The sequence below is a fragment of the Streptomyces sp. ME02-8801-2C genome, from assembly GCF_033793965.1.
Taxonomy (GTDB): domain Bacteria; phylum Actinomycetota; class Actinomycetes; order Streptomycetales; family Streptomycetaceae; genus Streptomyces.
The window spans coordinates 173,596-192,413 of the sequence record NZ_JARAXP010000006.1; the positions used below are offsets into that span (position 1 = coordinate 173,596).

General features: G+C 66.9%; 20 protein-coding genes. 16 read left to right on the plus strand and 4 right to left on the minus strand.

Annotation, left to right across the window (positions count from 1 at the left end):
- The first annotated feature begins 1 nt into the window (after position 1).
- The 11 genes from rplO to truA all read left to right on the plus strand — a co-directional run bounded on the left by rplO (position 2) and on the right by truA (position 8,383).
- Positions 2-457 carry a 50S ribosomal protein L15 gene (gene rplO / locus PV396_RS20970; RefSeq protein ID WP_319206673.1) on the plus strand — a complete coding sequence of 152 codons (456 nt, stop codon included), beginning with the start codon at positions 2-4 and terminating at the stop codon, positions 455-457.
- Positions 458-703: 246 nt separating this feature from the next.
- Complete coding sequence (gene secY / locus PV396_RS20975) at positions 704-2,020, plus strand: preprotein translocase subunit SecY (protein ID WP_319206674.1); 1,317 nt, start codon at positions 704-706, stop codon at positions 2,018-2,020.
- The gene (locus tag PV396_RS20980) at positions 2,020-2,682 is read left to right on the plus strand and encodes an adenylate kinase (RefSeq protein WP_319206676.1); all 663 of its coding nucleotides are present in this window, start codon (positions 2,020-2,022) and stop codon (positions 2,680-2,682) included. The genes secY and PV396_RS20980 overlap by 1 nt, the downstream gene beginning before the upstream one ends.
- A 165-nt stretch (positions 2,683-2,847) precedes the next feature.
- A complete protein-coding gene (map, locus tag PV396_RS20985) occupies positions 2,848-3,684 on the plus strand; it encodes a type I methionyl aminopeptidase (RefSeq protein WP_319206677.1) in 837 nt (278 codons plus the stop codon).
- Between the two features lie 305 nt (positions 3,685-3,989).
- Entirely contained in the window at positions 3,990-4,211 is a 222-nt protein-coding gene (gene infA, locus PV396_RS20990) for a translation initiation factor IF-1 (RefSeq protein WP_003948620.1), read from the plus strand.
- Between the two features lie 199 nt (positions 4,212-4,410).
- A complete protein-coding gene (rpmJ, locus tag PV396_RS20995; protein WP_003998809.1) occupies positions 4,411-4,524 on the plus strand; it encodes a 50S ribosomal protein L36 in 114 nt (37 codons plus the stop codon).
- 196 nt (positions 4,525-4,720) lie between these two features.
- Positions 4,721-5,101, plus strand: coding sequence for a 30S ribosomal protein S13 (gene rpsM / locus PV396_RS21000; protein WP_053746337.1), 381 nt, complete (start codon positions 4,721-4,723; stop codon positions 5,099-5,101).
- Positions 5,102-5,170: 69 nt separating this feature from the next.
- Complete coding sequence (gene rpsK / locus PV396_RS21005) at positions 5,171-5,575, plus strand: 30S ribosomal protein S11 (RefSeq protein ID WP_006376016.1); 405 nt, start codon at positions 5,171-5,173, stop codon at positions 5,573-5,575.
- A gap of 154 nt (positions 5,576-5,729) precedes the next feature.
- The gene (locus tag PV396_RS21010; RefSeq protein ID WP_319206678.1) at positions 5,730-6,752 is read left to right on the plus strand and encodes a DNA-directed RNA polymerase subunit alpha; all 1,023 of its coding nucleotides are present in this window, start codon (positions 5,730-5,732) and stop codon (positions 6,750-6,752) included.
- Positions 6,753-6,945: 193 nt separating this feature from the next.
- A complete protein-coding gene (rplQ, locus tag PV396_RS21015) occupies positions 6,946-7,467 on the plus strand; it encodes a 50S ribosomal protein L17 (protein ID WP_319206680.1) in 522 nt (173 codons plus the stop codon).
- Between the two features lie 70 nt (positions 7,468-7,537).
- Positions 7,538-8,383: a tRNA pseudouridine(38-40) synthase TruA gene (gene truA, locus PV396_RS21020; protein WP_319206682.1), complete on the plus strand. Its 846-nt coding sequence runs from the start codon at positions 7,538-7,540 to the stop codon at positions 8,381-8,383.
- Between the two features lie 25 nt (positions 8,384-8,408).
- Here the strand turns inward: truA and PV396_RS21025 are convergent, their stop codons facing one another.
- Both PV396_RS21025 and PV396_RS21030 read right to left on the minus strand, forming a co-directional pair.
- Positions 8,409-9,509, minus strand: coding sequence for an NDP-sugar synthase (locus PV396_RS21025; protein WP_319206684.1), 1,101 nt, complete (start codon positions 9,507-9,509; stop codon positions 8,409-8,411).
- Between the two features lie 410 nt (positions 9,510-9,919).
- The gene (locus PV396_RS21030) at positions 9,920-10,834 is read right to left on the minus strand and encodes a hypothetical protein (RefSeq protein ID WP_319206686.1); all 915 of its coding nucleotides are present in this window, start codon (positions 10,832-10,834) and stop codon (positions 9,920-9,922) included.
- Between the two features lie 372 nt (positions 10,835-11,206).
- Between PV396_RS21030 and rplM the strand changes: the two genes are divergently transcribed.
- From rplM to glmM, 3 genes are all read left to right on the plus strand, one after another.
- Positions 11,207-11,650 (plus strand): 50S ribosomal protein L13, encoded by a 444-nt coding sequence (rplM, locus tag PV396_RS21035; protein WP_319206688.1) that lies wholly within the window; start codon positions 11,207-11,209, stop codon positions 11,648-11,650.
- A gap of 42 nt (positions 11,651-11,692) precedes the next feature.
- On the plus strand, positions 11,693-12,229 hold the full coding sequence (gene rpsI, locus PV396_RS21040) for a 30S ribosomal protein S9 (protein WP_319206689.1): 537 nt from the start codon (positions 11,693-11,695) through the stop codon (positions 12,227-12,229).
- 232 nt (positions 12,230-12,461) lie between these two features.
- On the plus strand, positions 12,462-13,820 hold the full coding sequence (glmM, locus tag PV396_RS21045) for a phosphoglucosamine mutase (protein WP_319206691.1): 1,359 nt from the start codon (positions 12,462-12,464) through the stop codon (positions 13,818-13,820).
- Positions 13,821-13,924: 104 nt separating this feature from the next.
- On the opposite strand, the gene PV396_RS21050 is transcribed toward glmM, so the two are convergent.
- Entirely contained in the window at positions 13,925-14,863 is a 939-nt protein-coding gene (locus PV396_RS21050; RefSeq protein WP_319206692.1) for a DUF389 domain-containing protein, read from the minus strand.
- A gap of 15 nt (positions 14,864-14,878) precedes the next feature.
- Positions 14,879-15,847 (minus strand): type I pantothenate kinase, encoded by a 969-nt coding sequence (coaA, locus tag PV396_RS21055; protein WP_416071461.1) that lies wholly within the window; start codon positions 15,845-15,847, stop codon positions 14,879-14,881.
- Positions 15,848-16,057: 210 nt separating this feature from the next.
- Here coaA and PV396_RS21060 point away from each other — a divergent pair, with 210 nt between their 5' ends.
- Positions 16,058-16,843 carry a hypothetical protein gene (locus tag PV396_RS21060; RefSeq protein ID WP_319206694.1) on the plus strand — a complete coding sequence of 262 codons (786 nt, stop codon included), beginning with the start codon at positions 16,058-16,060 and terminating at the stop codon, positions 16,841-16,843.
- 84 nt (positions 16,844-16,927) lie between these two features.
- The gene (gene glmS / locus PV396_RS21065; RefSeq protein WP_319206697.1) at positions 16,928-18,775 is read left to right on the plus strand and encodes a glutamine--fructose-6-phosphate transaminase (isomerizing); all 1,848 of its coding nucleotides are present in this window, start codon (positions 16,928-16,930) and stop codon (positions 18,773-18,775) included.
- Positions 18,776-18,818 lie beyond the last annotated feature (43 nt).

Genomic DNA, 18,818 nt, shown 5'->3' on the forward strand with positions numbered 1-18,818 from the left:
CATGGCGGAGAACAACCCGCTCAAGATCCACAACCTCCGTCCCGCCCCGGGCGCCAAGACCGCCAAGACCCGTGTGGGTCGTGGTGAGGCGTCGAAGGGTAAGACGGCTGGTCGTGGTACCAAGGGCACTAAGGCCCGTTACCAGGTTCCGGAGCGCTTCGAGGGTGGGCAGATGCCCCTCCACATGCGTCTCCCGAAGCTCAAGGGCTTCAAGAACCCGTTCAAGACCGAGTACCAGGTCGTGAACCTCGACAAGCTGGGCGCGCTGTACCCGGAGGGTGGCGAGGTCACCGTCGAGGGTCTCGTCTCCAAGGGTGCCGTTCGCAAGAACAGCCTCGTCAAGGTCCTCGGCCAGGGCGAGATCTCCGTGGCGCTGCAGGTGACGGTCGACGCCGTCTCCGGCTCCGCCAAGGAGAAGATCACCGCCGCCGGCGGTACCGTCACCGAGCTCGTCTGAACACCACAGGCGTCTCGATGACTTGAGCGATCCCTGCCGGGGATACCCCACAAATGGGGTATCCCCGGTTGGTCGTTCCTAGGGAGGCATGGTCGCCGGTAAGGTGGCCAGGCACTGTCAACCTGAGTCCGGTGTGCTGATGAGGAACTCCGGACCCCTCTTGGCTGTTAGTTATCTGTCAACGTATTCGTCGAACCTCAAGACCGTCACCTCTGACGCAGTAGCGCGGGGGTCGCAGGAGGCACCGTGCTTACCGCGTTCGCCCGGGCGTTCAAGACGCCCGACCTGCGCAAGAAGCTGCTCTTCACGCTCGGCATCATCGTGGTCTATCGGGTGGGTACGCACATCCCGATCCCCGGTGTCGACTATCAGAACGTCCAGACGTGTATCGACGTCGCGAAGGGCGGAAGCCAGGGCCTGTTCGGTCTGGTCAACATGTTCAGCGGCGGGGCGCTGCTGCAGATCACGATCTTCGCGCTGGGCATCATGCCGTACATCACGGCGAGCATCATCCTGCAGCTGCTGACGGTGGTGATCCCGCGTCTGGAAGCCCTCAAGAAGGAGGGCCAGGCGGGCACAGCGAAGATCACGCAGTACACCCGTTACCTGACAGTGGCTCTCGCCATCCTCCAGGGCACCGGTCTGGTCGCCACCGCGCGCAGCGGTGCGCTCTTCAGCGGTTGCCAGGTCGCCAGCGAGATCGTCCCGGACCAGTCGATCTTCGTGACCATCACCATGGTCATCACCATGACCGCCGGTACGGCCGTCGTCATGTGGCTCGGTGAGCTCATCACCGACCGCGGTATCGGCAACGGCATGTCCATCCTGATGTTCATCTCGATCGCGGCCACCTTCCCGTCCGCGCTGTGGGCCATCAAGACCCAGGGCGACCTGGCGGGCGGCTGGATCGAGTTCGGCACGGTCATCGCGGTCGGGCTCGTCATGGTCGCGCTGGTGGTCTTCGTCGAGCAGGCTCAGCGCCGTATCCCGGTCCAGTACGCGAAGCGCATGATCGGCCGTCGCTCCTACGGCGGTACTTCGACGTACATTCCGCTCAAGGTCAACCAGGCCGGCATCATCCCTGTGATCTTTGCCTCCTCGTTGCTCTACATTCCGGCGTTGATCGCGCAGTTCTCCGGTGGAAACTCCGGGTGGAAGACGTGGATCGAGCAGAACCTGACCAAGGGTGACCACCCGATTTACATCGCCACGTACTTCACGCTGATCGTTTTCTTCGCGTTCTTCTATGTCGCCATCTCCTTCAACCCCGAAGAAGTAGCCGACAACATGAAGAAGTATGGTGGCTTCATCCCGGGCATCCGGGCTGGTCGGCCGACTGCTGAGTACCTGAGCTACGTACTCAACCGGATCACCTGGCCGGGTTCGCTGTACCTGGGTCTGATCGCTCTCGTACCAACGATGGCGTTGGTTGGTTTCAATGCAAACCAGAACTTCCCGTTCGGTGGGACCAGCATCCTCATCATCGTGGGTGTCGGTCTTGAGACCGTGAAGCAGATTGAGAGCCAGCTCCAGCAGCGCAATTACGAAGGGTTCCTCCGCTGATGCGAATCGTCCTCGTCGGGCCGCCTGGTGCCGGGAAGGGAACGCAGGCCGCGTTCCTGGCAAAGAACCTGTCGATCCCGCACATCTCCACGGGCGACCTCTTCCGGGCCAACATCAGCAAGCAGACGGAACTCGGGAAACTCGCGAAGTCCTACATGGACGCGGGCAACCTGGTGCCGGACGAGGTCACGATCGCGATGGCCAAGGACCGCATGGAGCAGTCCGACGCCGTGAACGGCTTTCTGCTCGACGGCTTCCCGCGGAACGTCTCGCAGGCCGAGGCGCTGGACGAGATGCTCAAGGCCGAGTCCATGAAGCTGGACGCGGTCCTCGACCTGGAGGTCCCCGAGGACGAGGTGGTCAAGCGCATCGCCGGCCGCCGCATCTGCCGTAACGACTCGGCGCACGTCTTCCACGTGACGTACCAGCCGTCGAAGGCCGAGGGTGTCTGTGACACCTGCGGCGGCGAGCTGTACCAGCGGGACGACGACTCCGAGGAGACGGTCCGCAAGCGGCTGGAGGTCTACCACACCCAGACCGAGCCGATCATCGACTACTACAAGGCCCAGGGCCTCGTGGTGACGATCTCGGCGCTCGGCAAGGTGGAGGACGTCACCGGCAAGGCGATGGCCGCGCTGAAGGGTGAGGGCGAGGGCGAGTAGTTCCTTCCGGTCCCTCCCGGTCCCTTTGTTTGTACGTCGGACAGCCGCGGTTCCCGTCAGGGGACCGCGGCTGCTGCGTGCGTGCCGGGCCCCGTATCGTTGACCCGTTACCCGCGTTCAGCCAGTCCGGTCGGTCCGGTCGGTCCACGAAAGGCCGTTGTCCCCATGGTGCAGATCAAGACCCCCGAGCAGATCGCCAAGATGCGTGAGGCGGGGCTTGTCGTCGCCGCCATCCACGCGGCCACCCGTGAGGCGGCCGTGCCGGGCGCCAGTACGAATGATCTGGACCAGGTCGCGCGGAAGGTGCTCGCGGAGCACAACGCGAAGCCGAACTTCCTCGGGTACGGCGGCTTCCCCTCCACCATCTGCACCTCCGTCAACGAGGTCGTCGTCCACGGCATCCCGTCCGACGAGGTCGTGCTGAAGGACGGGGACATGATCTCCATCGACTGCGGCGCGATCGTCGACGGCTGGCACGGGGACGCGGCGTACACGGCGTTCGTGGGGTCCGGGCACGCGCCGGAGCTGATCGAGCTGTCGCGGGTGACGGAGGAGTCGATGTGGGCCGGGATCGCCGCGATGAAGCTGGGGAACCGGCTGGTTGATGTCTCGCGGGCGATCGAGACGTACATCCGGCGCCAGCCCAAGGCGGGGGGCGGGCGGTACGGGATCATCGAGGACTACGGCGGGCACGGTATCGGGACCGAGATGCACATGGACCCGCATCTGCTGAACTACGTCGAGCGCAGGCGGGGGAAGGGGCCGAAGCTGGTTCCCGGGTTCTGTCTGGCGATCGAGCCCATGGTGTCGTTGGGTACGCCGAAGACCGAGGTTCTCGCTGACGACTGGACGGTCATCACCACGGATGGGACCTGGTCGTCGCACTGGGAGCATTCTGTGGCGTTGACGGAGGATGGGCCGCTCGTGCTTACGTCTCCCGACGGGGGGGCGGCCAAGTTGGCGGAGCTCGGGGTTGCTGCGGCGCCCGATCCGCTCGCGTAGAGCGTTTTCTCGCCCCCGCCGCCCCTACCCGTCCCATCCCCAGGGGGCTGTGCCCCCTGGACCCCCCTTCGGCCTGGACGGCCTCGTCCTCAAACGCCGGACGGGCTGAAAGGCGCACGCCGGGCGGGCTGGGAGACCGGCCGGCCGGTTAAGGATCAGCTCTGTGGGGCACTCTTTCTCGATTCGTCTTTCCGGGTGTGCTGTCGTAGACTGACTCGTCGGCTCTCGTGCACCCGCATGTCCGCATGCGCCCCTCTGGGGAACGCAAGGGAGTCGATCAAGGTAGTCGATTCGAAGGGCGAAGCGTGGCCAAGAAGCAAGGTGCCATCGAGATCGAGGGCACTGTCGTCGAGTCTCTTCCGAACGCCATGTTCAAGGTTGAGCTCCAGAACGGCCACCAGGTCCTGGCACACATCAGCGGCAAGATGCGTATGCACTACATCCGCATCCTCCCTGACGACCGGGTCGTGGTGGAGCTGTCTCCGTACGACCTGACTCGTGGCCGGATCGTCTACCGGTACAAGTGAGCTTGGGCGAGTCCCGTACTTGCCTCGACGGCCGGGAGGGTCGTCGCCGGACAGGTCTCACCTGTCAAACTCCCCGGAGCGATCCAGGGGAGAGTCTTTCTGATCAGTCGGGAAGAGAACTCCAACGATACAAGTAGATCTTTATTCTCGCCCTCCGTCTGCACCTGGCGTGGGGCACTGACCCGGAGAACCTCACCCCATGAAGGTCAAGCCGAGCGTCAAGAAGATCTGCGACAAGTGCAGGGTGATCCGCCGTCACGGTCGGGTCATGGTCATCTGCGAGAACCCGCGCCACAAGCAGCGCCAGGGCTGACGCACGACCTCCCTTCTGCACCCGCAGAACTTCGCGCGACGCGAGCAGTAGTACATGTTCATACGCAGAGCCCAGGTCTGGAGTTCCCGAGGACCTGATACCCCCGGTCGGAGGCCGGGGACCCGGTTCGTACCTCGTACGGCGGGCTGGGAAGCGGCTTTGTGGAAGACCTCCGAACGACAACTGGAGCCATTGAATGGCACGCGTTTCCGGTGTTGACATCCCGCGTGAAAAGCGTGTGGAGGTCGCCCTCACCTACGTGTTCGGCATCGGCCGGACCCTCTCCCAGCTGACGCTGGCGGAGACTGGCGTGGACCCGAACACCCGTGTTCGGGACCTCTCCGAGGAGCAGCTCGTCGCGATCCGCGAGTACGTGGACGCCAACATCAAGACCGAGGGTGACCTCCGTCGCGAGATCCAGGGCGACATTCGCCGCAAGATCGAGATCGGCTGCTACCAGGGTATTCGCCACCGCCGTGGCCTGCCCGTCCACGGTCAGCGCACCAGCACGAACGCTCGTACCCGCAAGGGCCCGCGTCGCGCCATCGCCGGCAAGAAGAAGCCGGGCAAGAAGTAGTCCTCAGCGGACAACGCTTCATCAGCGGTCTTCGCTGTAGGACCGACCACCTCCCCGTAGGAGAAGTAGATGCCCCCCAAGGGTCGTCAGGGCGCTGCCAAGAAGGTGCGCCGCAAGGAAAAGAAGAACGTCGCTCACGGGCACGCTCACATCAAGAGCACGTTCAACAACACGATCGTCTCGATCACGGACCCCGCGGGCAACGTGATCTCCTGGGCCTCCGCCGGCCACGTCGGCTTCAAGGGCTCGCGCAAGTCCACCCCCTTCGCCGCGCAGATGGCCGCCGAGTCGGCTGCCCGTCGCGCGCAGGAGCACGGCATGCGCAAGGTCGACGTCTTCGTCAAGGGCCCGGGTTCGGGTCGCGAGACGGCCATCCGTTCGCTGCAGGCGACCGGTCTTGAGGTTGGCTCCATCCAGGACGTCACCCCCACCCCGCACAACGGTTGCCGTCCGCCCAAGCGCCGTCGCGTCTGACGCGTCGGTCGCCGTGCGTCTGATCTGACGTTCGGGTTTCGCTTGGCGGTTTGAGGTTTTCGGGCGGTATGGCTCTTCGGAGCCGTATCGCCCGTACCCTTGTAGTACTAGTCGGGCATCAAATAGCGGGTGCCCATGACTGAAGGATCACAGCATGCTGATTGCTCAGCGTCCCTCGTTGACCGAAGAGGTCGTCGACGAGTTCCGCTCCCGGTTCGTCATCGAGCCGCTGGAGCCGGGATTCGGCTACACCCTCGGTAACTCGCTCCGCCGGACCCTTCTCTCGTCGATCCCGGGTGCGGCCGTCACCAGCATCCGTATCGACGGCGTTCTGCACGAGTTCACCACCGTGCCGGGTGTCAAGGAAGACGTCACCGACCTCATCCTCAACATCAAGCAGCTTGTTGTCAGCAGTGAGCACGACGAGCCTGTCGTGATGTACCTGCGCAAGCAGGGCCCCGGGCTCGTCACCGCCGCTGACATCGCGCCGCCGGCCGGTGTCGAGGTGCACAACCCCGACCTCGTCCTCGCCACGCTCAACGGCAAGGGCAAGCTGGAGATGGAGCTGACCGTCGAGCGCGGTCGCGGTTACGTCTCCGCTGTGCAGAACAAGCAGGTGGGCCAGGAGATCGGCCGTATCCCGGTCGACTCGATCTACTCGCCGGTTCTGAAGGTCACGTACAAGGTCGAGGCCACGCGTGTCGAGCAGCGCACCGACTTCGACAAGCTGATCGTCGACGTCGAGACCAAGCAGGCGATGCGTCCCCGTGACGCCATGGCCTCCGCCGGTAAGACGCTCGTCGAGCTGTTCGGGCTCGCCCGTGAGCTCAACGTCGACGCCGAGGGCATCGACATGGGCCCGTCCCCGACCGACGCCGCGCTGGCCGCTGACCTCGCGCTGCCGATCGAGGAGCTGGAGCTCACCGTCCGGTCGTACAACTGCCTCAAGCGTGAGGGCATCCACTCCGTGGGTGAGCTCGTGGCTCGTTCCGAGGCCGACCTGCTCGACATCCGCAACTTCGGTGCGAAGTCGATCGACGAGGTCAAGGCCAAGCTCGCGACGATGGGGCTTGCGCTCAAGGACTCGCCTCCCGGCTTCGACCCGACCGCTGCGGCTGACGCCTTTGGCGCCGATGATGATGTTGACGCCGGGTTCGTGGAGACCGAGCAGTACTAAGCAGTACTAGTAGCTCGGGGCTCGCGGTTTTTTGAGTTTGGGTGCGGGTGCGCTGTGGCTTGTCGCGCAGTTCCCCGCGCCCCTTCCGGGGGCGCCCCTTTTGGGGCTTCCCGGATCTCCGACGGGTGATCGCCCGCTCGGACACTGACTCTGGTACCTGATACGGCCGGGGCAGACAACAAGGAGAAAGATCATGCCGAAGCCCGCCAAGGGTGCCCGTCTGGGCGGCAGTGCCGCGCACGAGAAGCTGCTTCTTGCGAACCTCGCGAAGTCGCTCTTCGAGCACGGCAAGATCACGACCACTGAGGCGAAGGCGCGCCGGCTTCGTCCGTACGCCGAGCGTCTGGTCACCAAGGCGAAGAAGGGCGACCTTCACAACCGCCGTCAGGTGCTCCAGGTCATCACGGACAAGAGCGTCGTCCACACGCTCTTCACCGAGATCGGCCCGCGCTACGAGAACCGCCCGGGTGGTTACACCCGTATCACCAAGATCGGTAACCGTCGTGGCGACAACGCGCCCATGGCTGTCATCGAGCTGGTGGAGGCCCTGACCGTGGCCCAGCAGGCCACCGGTGAGGCCGAGGCGGCCACCAAGCGTGCCGTCAAGGAAGACACCCTCAAGAAGGACGCCCCGGTCGAGACCGAGGCTGCCGATGAGGTTGTCGAGGACGCCAAGCCGGCCGACGAGGCCGCCGAAGAGTCCAAGGACGCGTAAGCGTCTACGAAAAGCGGGTCCGTTCCTTTCAGGTGCGGGCCCGCTTTTGTGTTGTTGAGAGGATCTCCCTGTGAGCGATGACGTAGAGCCCGGGTTCGTGCGGGTGCGGCTGGACCTTTCCTATGACGGCACCGCGTTCTCCGGGTGGGCCAAGCAGGCCGGGGGACGGCGGACCGTGCAGGGGGAGATCGAGGACGCCCTGCGGACGGTGACGCGGTCCGGGGAGAGCAGGTACGAGCTGACCGTGGCCGGGCGTACCGATGCCGGGGTGCACGCTCGGGGGCAGGTGGCCCATGTCGATCTGCCGGTCGGGGTGTGGGCGGAGCACCAGGAGAAGCTGCTCAAGCGGCTTGCCGGGCGGCTCAGCAAGGACGTGCGGGTGTGGCGGGTCGCCGAGGCGCCTGCCGGGTTCAACGCCCGTTTCGCCGCCCTTTGGCGGCGCTATGTGTACCGGGTCGGTGATCGGCCCGGCGGGGTGGATCCGCTGCTGCGCAACCATGTGCTCTGGCACGACTGGGAGTTGGACGTCGCCGTGATGGACGCCGCCGCCAAGTCCCTGGTCGGGGAGCACGACTTCGCCGCGTACGCGAAGAAGCGCGAGGGCGCTTCGACGGTTCGGGAGATTTTCGACTTCGGGGTGCGCAGGCGGCTGGACGGCATCGTCGAGATCGAGGTCCGCGCCGATGCCTTCTGCCACAACCAGGTGCGGTCCATGGTCGGCGCGCTGCTGTTCGTGGGGGACGGGCATCGAGGCGTGGAGTGGCCGAGGAAGGTCCTCGACGCCCGGGTGCGCGACAGCGCCGTGCATGTCGTACGGCCGTACGGGCTGACCTTGGAGGAGGTGGCCTATCCGGCGGACGAGCTGCTGGCCGACCGGCAGCTGCAGGCTCGGCGGGTGCGGGGCGAGGTGCACTGACGGGGGGAAACCGGGGGTGCGCGTATCAGTGGACGGTCGGGCAGGCGGCGGCCGTGGCGGTGATGCGTACGGCCCTGGCGGGGATCCGCAGGCCGCACGACAGCCGTAGCTGGGCGGGCAGTTCGTTCTGGGCGCCGATGTGGGTGTGGCAGCCCACCACGACCTCGCGCAGGGTCGATTCGCCGCCGATGGTGGAGTCGTGGTCCACCACGGAGCCGTGGATCCGGGCACCGGCGCCCACGGAGACGTTCCCGCCGATGATGGAGTGGTCGACGACGGCATGCGCGCCGATGACGGCGTGCGGGCCGATCGTCGAGCCCCCGGTGACCCGGGCGGTGGGGTCGACCTCGGCCGTGGGGTGGATCAGGGCTTCGGCCGGACGACCCACCAGGGGAGAGGTGGCCCTGCCGGTGACCAGGTCGGCGGAGCCGCGGACGAAGGCCAGCGGGGTGCCGAGGTCACGCCAGTAGTCGGCGGTGGTGTGGCCGAACACGCGCCGGCCTGCGGCGACGAGTTGCGGGAACGTCTCCTGTTCGACGGAGACCTCACGGTCGGCCGGGATGGCGTCGAGGACCGACCTGCGGAAGACGTAGCAGCCGGCGTTGATCTGGTCGGTGACGCACTCCTCGGCCGTCTTCGGCTTCTCCAGGAAGGACAGCACCCTTCCCGCCTCGTCGGTGGGGACCAGACCGAAGGCGCGCGGGTCGGTGACCCGGGTGAGGTGCAGCGTCACGTCCGCTGCCCGGTCCTCGTGGTGCGCCAGGAGGGCACGCAGGTCGACGCCGGACAGGATGTCGCCGTTGAGGACGAGGACCGGTGCGTCCGGCGCGCCGCCGCGCAGGAGGCGCCCGGCGTTGCGGATCGCCCCGCCGGTGCCGAGCGGCACGTCCTCCACGGCGTAGGAGATCTCCAGGTCCTGGGAGAAGTCCTTGAACTCCGCCTCGAAGAGGCCGGCGAGATACGAGGTGGCGAACACGACGTGTTCCACGCCGGCGTGCATCAGCTTGGCGATCTGGTGCCGGATGAAGGAGGAGCCCGCGACGCCCAGCAGCGGCTTCGGGGTGTGGTTGGTCAGCGGGCGCAGGCGTGTTCCCTTGCCGCCCACGAGGATGATGGCTTCCTGCATGACTGCCTCGCTCGGTCAGCTCGGGGCGTGGGGCCGGTCGCTGCTGCGAACTCGGCTACGGATGGGCGTGGTTGTCGATGACATGCCGTGGAAGGCTCCCCGTGAGATCGGTCGTGCGTCGAGGCAGTACGGATCTCCGCCGGGCACGCCGAAGAGCGCCCTGTCAGGGGCGGTCCGGGTGCCATGTTTCCCCAACGCCGTCTTTGGCGACTTCGGCTGCAGAAAAGTTCAGAGGCCCCCCGGGCATCGGGAACCGCAAGTCGAAGGAACGTGATCCTTGCATATGCGAAGGAGTCAGGGAACGGTTGTGAGGATCATGTGCCTAAGACTTAACCAATTCACGCCTTGGGGTGCGATGGCGCCGAAATGGCCGACGATCGGTGATCGTCGGCCATTTGGGAGGCTTTGTGCTACTGGCTGGCGGCCGAGGCCTGTGCCTCGCCGCGGCGCCTGATCTGGCGGAAGGCGAACTCGGCCAGGTCGTCGCCCGTGGTGAAGACCGCCGTGCTCTTCGTCGTCACGTCCTTGCCGTCGGTGAAACCGGCGATCGTGAAGTAGGCGTAGCGGCCGTAGGAGTTGGTCGTCGAGCGGCAGATCGCCGAGCGGCAGAAGGTGGGGACACCGCCGCCGGACAGGGACTCGACGATGCTCTTCTTGTCCACCGTGGCCTTGACCTTCGTGGCCTGTGCCTCGGTGTTGAAGACGGCCACGCCGACCGTCACCGCGACGCCGTCCTTGCTGTAGGTGACGCGCAGGAAGCGCGTGCACCTGTTGTCCTTGAGGATCTTCGAAAGGCTGTTCTTGGCGGCCGACCCACAGTTCGTCGTGTCTGCGGTCGGGCCCTTCTTGTAGAGGCGCTCGCCCATCGTCAGCTGCGTACCCGGGAAGAGGTCGTCCGGGGCCAGTGGCGCCGTGTCCTTCTTCACATCGGATATGAAGTCCTTCGGGTCCAGCGGCGGCGGCGCGCTGGTCGGCGCGAACGACGGCGCCGCCGAGGAGGTGTCGCTGGGGATGTCCGCGGTTGCGGGCAGGCCGGAGGTCGGCCGGTTGGTCGCCTCGTTGCTGCCGTCCGCGTTGACCATGGCCATGGCCACGGCCGCGCCCACGCCGACGGTGGCCACCGCGGCCCCGACGATCAGCAGGAGTCTGCGGCGTCTGTTACGGGTCTCGGACGCCTCGGCGAGTGCGGCCCAGTCGGGAGCCTGGCCGCCGACCTGACCGCCCCACGGCTGCTGCGGAGCCCGGCCGGCCTGGTCGTCCCACGGCTGCTGCGGGGTATTCGGTTTCCAGGGATCCCACTGAGGTCCCCCCTGCCCAAAGCTCATGGGCGCATCTTAGACGCCGTGCAACCCGTGTGCCGATGCCTCTCAGGCCCGTATCACCGGCCTCGGGGACAACAGGGTCGGGGTTCAGGGTGGTTTCTCACACACCGGCCCGGACTGTCCCCCCGCGTCCCCGCAGCCGGCGTTCCCCGACCTCGTTTTGACCCGTCCGGGGCGGCGCGGGTAGCCTGGACCCTTGTAATGCGTATCGGCTTGGTCGTTCTCACGCGAGAGGCCCCTACGTAGGTTCCCTGGAGCAGTTACCAGTGGGCGGCATACGGGCATGGTTCCCGGCGACTGTCGTCCCCAGCTGCACGATCGCTTCAGTGATGCCATGTGTCAGGACCATTCCACTGAAGAAGCGAAGGCTACGAAGTGCGTACGTTCAGCCCTAAGCCCGGCGACATCACTCGCCAGTGGTACGTCATCGACGCCCAGGATGTCGTCCTGGGCCGTCTGGCCACCACTGCCGCGAACATCCTGCGGGGCAAGCACAAGCCGATTTTCGCGCCTCACGTCGATGCCGGTGACTTCGTCATCATCATCAACGCCGACAAGGTGCACCTCTCCGGCAACAAGAAGACCCAGAAGATGGCATACCGCCACTCCGGCTACCCGGGTGGTCTGCGTTCCGTCCGCTACGACGAGCTTCTGGCGAAGAACCCCGAGAAGGCCGTCGAGAAGGCCATCAAGGGCATGATCCCCAAGAACACCCTGGGCCGTCAGGTGCTCTCCAAGCTGAAGGTCTACTCGGGCGACCAGCACCCCCACGCTGCGCAGCAGCCGGTGCCGTTCGAGATCACCCAGGTCGCGCAGTAGTTCCGGCCACCCCCTAAGACGTAGAGAATTCTGAGGAGAATCGTGGCCGAGACCACTGTCGAGCAGCCGCTCGACGAGAACGCCGATGTCGAGTTCGAGAACGCCGACGTCGAGAGCTACACCACCGAGTCCGAGGTGCCCGTCGAGGGCGAGTACACCTCCGAGTCGCTCGCGGGCCGCTTCGGTGACCCGCAGCCGGCGGCCGGCCTGGGCCGTCGCAAGAACGCCATCGCCCGCGTCCGGATCGTCCCGGGCACCGGCAAGTGGAAGATCAACGGTCGCACCCTTGAGGACTACTTCCCCAACAAGGTGCACCAGCAGGAAGTCAACGAGCCCTTCAAGGTGCTCGAGCTCGAGGGCCGCTACGACGTCCTCGCCCGCATCGCGGGTGGCGGTGTCTCCGGCCAGGCCGGCGCCCTGCGCCTCGGTGTGGCCCGCGCGCTGAACGAGGCCGACGTGGACAACAACCGCGGCGCCCTCAAGAAGGCCGGCTTCCTCCGTCGCGACGACCGTGCGGTCGAGCGCAAGAAGGCCGGTCTCAAGAAGGCCCGCAAGGCCCCGCAGTACAGCAAGCGTTAATCGCTCGGCTGTTCCCGGACGTTTCGCACGTCTTGTACGTATCGCCCCGGCGGCACTTCAGTGCCGCCGGGGCGGTTCGTTTACCGGGGACATTGCGTAGCACAGCCTTACGGCACATGTTTGAGGAACGCTTCCCTACAGCCTGGAAACAGGCACAGGGGATATACGTAGCCAGGTCCGGCATGGACACTCGGCACGAGCCGCACAATCCCAGCACCTTCGGAGGACACCAGTGGGACGACTCTTCGGCACGGACGGCGTGCGCGGTGTCGCCAACGCGGACCTGACAGCCGAAATGGCTCTCGGCCTGTCCGTCGCGGCGGCCCACGTACTCGCCGAGGCGGGTTCGTTCGAGGGCCACCGGCCGGTCGCCGTGGTCGGACGGGACCCACGTGCGTCGGGAGAGTTCCTGGAGGCCGCCGTGGTCGCGGGCCTCGCCAGTGCGGGTGTCGACGTCCTGCTGGTCGGCGTGCTGCCCACCCCGGCCGTCGCGTTCCTCACCGCGGAACTGGGCGCCGACCTCGGCGTGATGCTCTCCGCCAGCCACAACGCCATGCCCGACAACGGCGTCAAGTTCCTGGCCCGCGGCGGCCACAAACTCGACGACGAGCTGGAGGAGCGGATCGAGGCCGTCTACGAGGAGCACCGCACCGGCGCTCCCTGGGACCGGCCGACCGGCCGGGGCGTGGGCCGCGTCCGGACGTACGACGAGGGCTTCGAGCAGTACGTCTCCCATCTCGTCGGTGTCCTGCCGAATCGGCTGGACGGCCTGAAGGTGGTCCTGGACGAGGCGCACGGCGCCGCCAGCCTGGTCTCGCCCGAGGTGTTCACCCGGGCCGGCGCCGAGATCGTCACCATCGGCGCGGAGCCGGACGGCCTCAACATCAACGACGGTTACGGGTCCACCCACCTCGGCAAGCTCCAGGCCGCCGTCATCGAGCACGGGGCCGACCTCGGTATCGCCCACGACGGCGACGCCGACCGCTGCCTCGCCGTCGACCACACCGGTGCGGAGGTGGACGGCGACCAGATCATGGCCGTACTCGCGCTGGCGATGCGGGAGCGGGGCGTGCTGCGGGCCGACACCGTCGTCGCGACCGTGATGTCCAACCTGGGCTTCAAGCTGGCGATGGAGCGGGAGGGGCTGTCGCTGGTCCAGACGGCGGTCGGGGACCGGTACGTCCTGGAGGAGATGAAGGAGCACGGGTACGCGCTCGGCGGCGAGCAGTCCGGACACGTGATCATCTGGGACCACGCGACGACGGGTGACGGGACGCTGACGGGGTTGCTGTTGGCGGCACGGGTGGCGCAGACGGGTCGTACGCTGCGGGAGCTTGCCGCGGTGATGGAGCGGTTGCCGCAGGTGCTGGTGAATGTGCCCGATGTCGATCGGACGCGGGTGGGGTCATCTGCTGAGCTGGCGGCTGCTGTTGCCGATGCCGAGCGTGAACTTGGGGCGACCGGGCGGGTGTTGTTGCGGCCTTCCGGGACCGAGCCGTTGGTTCGGGTGATGGTTGAGGCGGCGGATATTGATCAGGCTCGGTCTGTGGCTGGGCGGTTGGCGGATGTTGTGAAGTCGGCGTTGGGGTAAGCGGGTTGGGGGCGGGGGGTGCTGTGCGTGGCGGGGTGCGGGTGCGTTGTGGCTTGTCGCGCAGTTCCCCGCGCCCCTGTGGGGCGCGTCTGTGCTGGTGCGTCTCAGATGGTTTGACGTGATTTTTTCTGGGTGCTCCACAGCCATTTCTGGGCCAGTAGCGTGAGGGTGGCGGCCAGGAGGATGCCTGCCAGGTTCAGGAGTAGTTGGACTGTGGAGCCCCAGGTCTGGTTGGTGTCGCCGTAGCTCAGGGCCACGGCCGCGTTCGCGGCGGCCGGGACTGTTGTGACCGAGATGGCCACGCCCACCAGGGCGCCTGACTTCGACGACGTCAGGGAGAGGGTGCCCGCGGCGCCCGCCAGGACCGCCACGACGAACGAGAACCAGTCGTAGGCGTAGACGAAACCGGTGTTGGGGCGGTCCGCTTCCAACTGGGCCTTGGTGAACAGGCCGACGGCGTCCATGAAGAAGCTGAAGCCGACCGTCACCAGCATCGCCACCGCGAAGCCCACCAGCAGGGCGATCAGGGAGCGGGCCGCCAGTCTTCGGTGGCGTTGGACCAGGGCTGTGCTGAGGCCGGCCAGGGGGCCGAACTCCGGGCCGACCGCCATCGCGCCCACGATCAGGATCGCGTTGTCGAGGACCACACCGCAGGCCGCGATCATCGTGGCGAGCGTGAGGAAGGCGACGTAGGTGATCGACAGCGTCGACTCCTCGTGTGTCGCGTCCGCGAGGTGCTCCCACAGGACCGCGTCCGCGCCCTCGCCGGGTGCCTCCTCCTCCGCCTTGTCGGCGCGCTCGGAGAGCGACAGGTCGATGTTCTCCACGGCGATCGAACCGGTCGCGTCCAGGCCCAACCGCCGCAGCCCGGCGATGAGTTCGTCGCCCGCCTCGCGGGCCACGTCGCACATCACGACATCGCCGACGGGGTTGCGGGCGGCGCCGGGCAGGACGACGAGGTGGGTGGTGCCGACCGTCTTCTCGATCAGCTGGACCACGTCTTCGGTTCTGTCGGCCGGGGCGATGAGGCGTAGGTGGAGCATGGGAGCAGGGTACGACTACAGCTTGCGCAGGCTGAGCCGTTGCACCTTGTGGTCGGGGCCCTTGCGGATGATCAGGGTGGCGCGGCCCCGGGTGGGGGCCACGTTCTCCAGGAGGTTCACCTTGTTGATGGTGCGCCAGGTGGTGCGGGCGTAGTCGAGGGCCTCGTCCTCCGAGACCTGCGTGTACTTGCGGAAGTACGAGGACGGGTTCTGGAACGCCGTCTCGCGCAGCCGTCGGAAGCGGTTGAGGTACCAGCGCTCGATGTCCTCGGGGCGGGCGTCGACGTACACGCTGAAGTCGAAGTAGTCGGCGAGGCCGACGCGGGTGCGGCCGTCGCTGCCGGGGAGAGCGGGCTGCAGGACGTTCAGGCCCTCGACGATGAGGATGTCGGGGCGGCGGACCGTGAGCTTCTCGCCGGGGACGATGTCGTAGATGAGGTGGGAGTAGACGGGGGCCGTGACCTCGTCCTTGCCCGCCTTGATGTCCGCCACGAAGCGGGTGAGGGCCCGGCGGTCGTACGACTCGGGGAAACCTTTCCGCGACATCAGGCCACGGGAGGTCAGCTCCGCGGTGGGGAGCAGGAAGCCGTCCGTGGTCACCAGTTCCACGCGTGGGTGTTCGGGCCAGCGGGAGAGCAGGGCCTGGAGGAGACGGGCGACGGTCGACTTGCCCACGGCGACCGAGCCGGCGACCCCTATGACGAACGGTGTGCCGGTCTGGGCGCCCTGTTCGCCGAGGAAGGTGTTCAGGGCCCCTCTCAGCCCGTCCGTGGCGCCGATGTAGAGGTTGAGGAGGCGGGAGAGCGGGAGGTAGATGTCCCGCACCTCGTCCAGGTCGATGACATCGCCCAGGCCGCGCAGCTTCTCGACCTCCTCGGCGGTGAGGGGCAGCGGCGTCTTGTCGCGCAGCGCGCTCCACTCGGAACGGGTGAGGTCGACGTAGGGAGTCGCCTCCGGCCGCTGCCGGTGGGCGCTCCGGGGCATCGAGGAGACCGGAGAGATCACAGTCCATTGTTACGGCAGTGTGGACGGGGTGGGGGGTGGAGTGCGTCACGCCCGTGCCGTGGAGCGTCATGTCACGAGTGGGTGTCGAATGCGGGTTCGAGGATTTTCCTGTGGGGTCCCTACGTAAAGTGCGTGCAAAGCAGGCATCGCGAAGATCCAAAGAGCCCTGAAGAGAAAGAGCTTTCCCCCTTGAGGAACACCGTCGTTCGCCGTACCGCACTCGCCGCATCCGTCGCCGCGCTCGCCCTTCTCGGCACCGCCTGCGGCAGCTCTCCCGAACCCGCCAAGTCTGCCGGCGACGGTGGTGACAAGTCCTCCGGTACGAGCGGCGAGGAGAAGACCGCCGTCAAGGCGCTCACCGCCGCCGAGCTGGAGAAGGCCGCCCTCACGCAGGCGGACGTCAAGAGCGGGACCCTCGACGAGAAGGTGCCGGCCAAGGACAACCTCGCACAGGAAAAGGTGACCTCGGACAAGGCGGAGTGCGCGCCGCTTGCCTACCTCCAGTCCGGAACCCACGTCGGCAAGCCGGCGGCCACCGTGAAGCGCCTGTGGAAGGGCGACGCCCCGAAGCCCGCCGCCGGGGCGAAGGACGAGGACCAGTTCCTCGCCAGGCTGAACGTGCCGCAGGCCATTCTCACGCTGGCCAGCTACGAGGACGGCGGCGCCGAGCAGGTCATGAAGGACCTGAACAACTCCGTCGACAAGTGCGCCGCCGGGTTCGCCTTCAACGTGACCGGTGAGAAGAACAACGCCCTGAAGGTGACGAAGACCGCGGCACCCGAGGGCGCGGACGAGGCGCTGGCCGTGACGCTGATCGTGGACGCGGGCCGGAAGGCGCCGATGAAGTCCGTCGTCGTCCGCAAGGGCTCCACCGTCCTCTTCGCCCCCGTCGTCAACATCGCCTCGATATCCACCGGCAAGGACTACGCCTACCCCACGGAGATCGTCGAGGCGCAGCTCACCAAGCTCGGCTGAGCGGCTCCCGCCACCGGCGGGAATTTCCGATATCGGGCACGCGCTGCGGGGTTGCGGCGCGTGTTCGATCGTAGGCTGCGCGCTATGTGCGGAATCGTGGGTTACGTGGGGCCGCAGTCGGCTCTGGATGTCGTGATGGCAGGGCTGAAGCGGCTGGAGTACCGGGGGTACGACTCGGCCGGTGTGGCTGTGCTGGCGGACGGTGGGCTGGCCGGCGCCAAGAAGGCCGGGAAGCTGGTCAACCTGGAGAAGGAGCTCGTGGAGCGGCCGTTGCCCACGGGGGGTACGGGCATCGGGCACACCCGCTGGGCCACGCACGGCGCGCCGACCGACGCCAACGCCCATCCGCATCTCGACAACGCCGGGCGCGTGGCCGTCGTCCACAACGGGATCATCGAGAACTTCGCCTGTCTGCGGGCGGAGTTGGCCGAGCGCGGGCATGAACTCGCCTCCGAGACCGACACCGAGGTCGTCGCCCATCTGCTCGCCGAGGAGTTCTCCTCCTGCGCCGACCTGGCCGAGGCCATGCGGCTGGTGTGCCGGCGGCTGGAGGGCGCGTTCACGCTGGTCGCGGTGCACGCCGACGAGCCGGACGTGGTGGTCGGCGCGCGGCGGAACTCACCGCTGGTGGTGGGCGTTGGAGAGGGCGAGGCCTTTCTCGCCTCGGACGTCGCCGCGTTCATCGCCCACACGCGGTCGGCGATCGAGCTGGGTCAGGACGAGGTGGTGGAGCTGCGCCGGGACGGGGTCACGGTGACGGGCTTCGACGGCGGTGCGGGGGACGCGCGGGCGTATCACGTCGACTGGGATGTGTCGGCCGCGGAAAAGGGGGGCTATGACTACTTCATGCTCAAGGAGATCGCCGAGCAGCCCAAGGCTGTCGCCGATACCCTGCTGGGGCGAATCGACGCGGCCGGCTCACTGACGCTGGACGAGGTGCGGATCCCTGCGGGTGCGTTGCGGGAGGTCGAGAAGGTTGTCGTTGTTGCCTGCGGTACGGCCTTCCATGCCGGGTTGATCGCCAAGTACGCCATCGAGCACTGGACTCGCGTTCCGTGCGAGGTGGAGTTGGCGAGCGAGTTCCGGTACCGGGATCCGATCCTCGACTCGCGGACCCTCGTCATCGCCATCTCCCAGTCCGGCGAGACCATGGACACCCTGATGGCGCTGCGGCACGCCCGCGAACAGGGTGCCAAGGTGCTGGCCGTCTGCAACACCAACGGCTCGACGATCCCGCGTGAGTCGGACGCGGTGCTGTACACGCATGCGGGGCCCGAGGTCGCCGTCGCCTCGACCAAGGCGTTTCTTACGCAGTTGGTGGCCTGTTATCTGGTCGCGCTGTATCTGGGGCAGGTGCGCGGCACGAAGGGGGGCGACGAGATCCGGGCCGTCGTCCGGGACCTGGCGGAGATCTCCGGTGAGGTCGAACGGGTGCTGGAGACCATGGAGCCCGTGCGTGAGCTGGCACGGTCGCTCGCCGACAAGAACACCGTGCTGTTCCTGGGGCGGCACGTGGGGTATCCGGTGGCGTTGGAGGGCGCGCTCAAGCTGAAGGAGCTTGCTTACATGCACGCCGAGGGGTTCGCCGCCGGCGAGCTGAAGCATGGGCCGATCGCGTTGATCGAGGACGATGTGCCGGTGGTGGTGGTTGTGCCGTCGGCGCGGGGGCGGTCCGTCCTCCACGACAAGATCGTGTCCAACATCCAGGAGATCCGGGCTCGGGGGGCGCGGACGATCGTTGTCGCGGAGGAGGGGGATGAGGCGGTGGTGCCGTACGCGGATCATCTGATCCGCATTCCTGCCACGCCGACCTTGCTGCAGCCGCTTGTCGCTACCGTGCCGTTGCAGGTGTTTGCCTGTGAGTTGGCGACGGCGCGGGGTAATGAGGTGGATCAGCCTCGGAATCTGGCGAAGTCTGTGACGGTGGAGTAGGGGGGCGGTGGGTGGACGGGTGCGGGTCGGTGGGGGCTGGTCG